Below are 3,371 nucleotides of genomic sequence, written 5' to 3' on the forward strand. Positions count from 1 at the left end.
TGCCGCTAGTCATTGCTTGCAGAACGGTAGATCCGCTGGGGTCTGCCCACCTTGCCGTAAATAATCTCCGCAACTAGTTGATTGTTGGCGCTGAAGAACTCCAGATAGCGCCGGGCGGTGGTGCGGCTCAGCCCGATTTGCTGCGCTACGCTTTCCGCCGTATGGCGCACTTGCGGATCTTCGAACAAATCGCGGATCTTCATCAGTGTCAGTTCATCAATACCGGTAGGTAACGCGGTCTGATCGCCACCACGGGCGTAGGTGTTGAACATTTCATCAATGCGGCGTTGGTTGACCCGCGCTGTGTCTTTTAGCGCTTCGCGCCGTTGGCTAAAGCGCAGCAGGGTTTGCGCCAGGCGGTCATAGGCCAGGGGCTTGATCAGGTAATCGAACACGCCATAGCGCAGCGCTTCGGCCACGGTGTCCATATCGCTGGCAGCGGTGATAAACACAATGCCACCGCCGTAGCCTTGCAGCGTCAGCTCACGCAGCAGTTCTATGCCCTGGCCGTCCGGCAGGAAATTATCCAGCAGGATCAGGTCGGGTTTGAAACGTTCGGTCATCGTGCGTGCCTGTGCCAGGGTGCCCGCCAGCCAAATCTGCCGGCACCCGCCATTCTGCTTGATAAATTCCGCATGCATTTCTGCCAACGGCGTTTCATCCTCAACAATCAGAATATTTAGCCACTCCATGTTAATTCCCCGTTGCTTAATTACGTTGCTAATTAAATGTCATCGAGATGATTATTTAATTAAACACTATGTCGCTAATAAAAACTATAAAAATAATTAAGTAAATAAAAACCATTAAACAACTTATTTACTGCGGGTAGAGTGTGAAATAGGTCAATAATCAGGGCGTTATTTCTGTTTAACATGGCGTCATTAAATACCCCATTAGCGTTATATGACATTTCAACATTATGGTTTTTAAGGTTTTTATTACGTAATGATGTTAACTCTAATGGGGCTTTGTATTTCAAATGTTATTGATAAGTTATTTTAGAGAGACTGACATGCTGGGCGATACCGTATTTAATCGGGTGAAAAGATCGGATCACAAAAATATAGCGGCAATTAATGCTTTTTTGCGTAGTAACGATCTGAATATTGATACCACGGTCGAGGTTTTTATCACCGTGACCCAGGGCGAGCAATTGGTTGCCTGCGGAGGTATCGCCGAAAATATTATCAAATGCGTGGCCATCAGCCCGCAAATGCGTGGTGAAGGCTTGGCGTTATCATTGGCGACCGAACTGGTGAATCTGGCCTATGAGCGCCATCACACCCAGCTGTTTATCTACACCAAAGTGCAGAATGAGGCGCTGTTTCGCCAGTGTGGTTTCTACCCGATTGCCAGCGTGCCGGGCATCGTGGTGCTGATGGAAAACAGCCCGTGCTGCCTGAAGCGTTACGCTGCGCAACTGGCCAGCCAACGCCAGCCGGGCGATACCATTGGCAGCATCGTGATGAATGCCAACCCCTTTACCCGTGGCCATCAATATCTGGTGCGGGAAGCCGCCGCCCAATGTGACTGGCTGCATCTGTTCCTGGTGAAGGAAAACACCTCGCGTTTCCCGTATGAAGATCGCCGCGATCTGGTACTGAAGGGCACCGAGGGGATCACCAATCTGACGGTGCATGAGGGGTCACAATACGTGATCTCCCGCGCCACTTTCCCTTGCTACTTCATTAAAGAGCAGGGGGTTGCCGACGACTGTTACACCGAAATCGATCTGAAAATCTTCCGCCAGTATCTGGCCCCCGCGTTGGGCATCACGCATCGATTTGTCGGCAACGAACCGTTCTGCGCCGTAACGGCGAAATACAACCGCGACATGCGCTACTGGCTGGAAACTCCGGCGCTGCCTAGCCCACCGATCGATCTGGTGGAAATTGAGCGCTTGCAGTACCAGGGCACGGCGATCTCTGCCTCCTGGGTGCGCAAGCTGCTGGCCGCAGGAGACTTCCACGCCGCCGCGCCTTTGGTGCCGAAAGACACGCTTTACTACCTGCAGGATCTGCAGGCACAGCGCCGGGCCAAGCCAGTAGCGCAAGAATTTGAGTCCGCACAATCAGGTGAATGATGAAAATAATCCGAGAAGCAATGGCCGGCACGCTGGAATCCAGCGATGTCATGGTCCGTATCGCGCCAGCAGAAGGCCCGGAACACGATCTGCTGGTTGCCAGCAGCGTAGAAAAACAGTTTGGCGATGCCATCCGCCACACCCTGTTACAGGTTTTACAGCAGTACGACGTGCCGCCGGTGCAGGTGATTGTCGACGATAAAGGCGCACTGGACTGTGTACTGCGTGCACGGCTGGAAACCGCACTGATGCGTGCCAGCGAAACCGCCGCATTGCCTTGGGAGGAACGCCGTGAAAACGCTGAATAAACATCGCATGCGCCGCAGCATGCTATTCGTACCGGGGGCGAATGCCGCCATGGTCAGCAACGCCTTTATCTATCAGGCCGATGCGCTGATGTTCGATCTGGAAGACTCGGTGATCCTGCGTGAGAAAGACGCGGCCCGTCGCCTGGTGTATCACGCGCTGCAACATCCGCTGTATCAGGAAGTAGAAACCATTGTGCGCGTTAACGCCCTGGATTCGGCCTATGGTCTGGCAGATCTGCAAGCGGTGGTGCGTGGCGGAGCGGATATCGTCCGTCTGCCAAAAACCGACACCGCGCAGGACGTGGTGGATATGGAGCGTGAAATCGCCGCCATTGAACGTGCCTGTGGTCGCCCGGTCGGCAGCACTGGCCTGCTGGCGGCGATCGAATCCGCACAGGGCATCACCAACGCGGTGGCGATTGCGCAGGCTTCCCCAAGGTTGATCGGGATTGCGCTGGGGGCCGAAGACTATGTGCGCAATCTGCGTACCGAGCGCTCGTCGGAGGGTATCGAACTGCTGTTTGCCCGCTGCTCACTGTTGCAGGCCGCCCGCGCTGCCGGGATCCAGGCGTTCGATACCGTCTATTCCGATGCCAACAACGAAGCGGGTTTCCTACAGGAAGCGGCGCTGATCAAACAACTGGGCTTTGACGGTAAATCCCTGATTAACCCACGCCAGATCGAACTGCTGCACAACCTGTACGCGCCAACCGCCAAAGAGGTGGCTCATGCCCAGCGAGTGGTCGATGCGGCCGAAGCGGCAGAAAAAGAGGGGCGCGGCGTGGTTTCGCTGAACGGCAAGATGGTGGATAGCCCGGTGATTGAACGGGCCCGTCTGGTACTGCAACGCGCAGCGCTTTCCGGCGTGCGTGAAGAACCGAACCACAGCGAGGAAGCATGATGAAACGCCAACAACGCCTGATGACCTTGAACAATCACGCCGAGATGCGGCTTTATCAGGAAGCCTCCAAGGCCAA

At 54.7% G+C, this 3,371-nt stretch carries 4 protein-coding genes; 3 read left to right on the forward strand and 1 reads right to left on the reverse strand.

The genetic code is table 11. From position 1 onward, the window contains the following. Window positions 1–5 precede the first annotated feature (5 nt). Window positions 6–692, reverse strand: a complete 687-nt coding sequence (gene dpiA / locus ACLQ7H_RS12675; protein WP_411752972.1) for a two-component response regulator DpiA — start codon at window positions 690–692, stop codon at window positions 6–8. Window positions 693–1,015: 323 nt separating this feature from the next. On the opposite strand from dpiA, the gene citC reads away from it, so the two are divergent. Genes citC through citE form a run of 3 tightly spaced genes read left to right on the forward strand, consistent with a single transcriptional unit; the run spans window position 1,016 to window position 3,295 of the window. Further along, on the forward strand, window positions 1,016–2,086 hold the full coding sequence (gene citC, locus ACLQ7H_RS12680; RefSeq protein WP_411752973.1) for a [citrate (pro-3S)-lyase] ligase: 1,071 nt from the start codon (window positions 1,016–1,018) through the stop codon (window positions 2,084–2,086). Then, on the forward strand, window positions 2,086–2,394 hold the full coding sequence (gene citD / locus ACLQ7H_RS12685) for a citrate lyase acyl carrier protein (protein WP_411752974.1): 309 nt from the start codon (window positions 2,086–2,088) through the stop codon (window positions 2,392–2,394). The genes citC and citD overlap by 1 nt, the downstream gene beginning before the upstream one ends. Before the next feature lie 7 nt (window positions 2,395–2,401). Then, the gene (citE, locus tag ACLQ7H_RS12690) at window positions 2,402–3,295 is read left to right on the forward strand and encodes a citrate (pro-3S)-lyase subunit beta (RefSeq protein ID WP_411752975.1); all 894 of its coding nucleotides are present in this window, start codon (window positions 2,402–2,404) and stop codon (window positions 3,293–3,295) included. Window positions 3,296–3,371: the final 76 nt, after the last annotated feature.

This window comes from Serratia sp. (in: enterobacteria) (assembly GCF_046715635.1).
Classification (GTDB): Bacteria; Pseudomonadota; Gammaproteobacteria; order Enterobacterales; family Enterobacteriaceae; genus Chania.

Bases quoted from the DNA above. Each gene is read 5' to 3' on its own strand.
- citC (WP_411752973.1), top strand. From the start codon at position 1,016: ATGCTGGGCGATACCGTATTTAATCGGGTGAAAAGATCGGATCACAAA.
- citD (WP_411752974.1), top strand. From the start codon at position 2,086: ATGAAAATAATCCGAGAAGCAATGGCCGGCACGCTGGAATCCAGCGAT.
- dpiA (WP_411752972.1), bottom strand. From the start codon at position 692: ATGGAGTGGCTAAATATTCTGATTGTTGAGGATGAAACGCCGTTGGCA.
- citE (WP_411752975.1), top strand. From the start codon at position 2,402: ATGCGCCGCAGCATGCTATTCGTACCGGGGGCGAATGCCGCCATGGTC.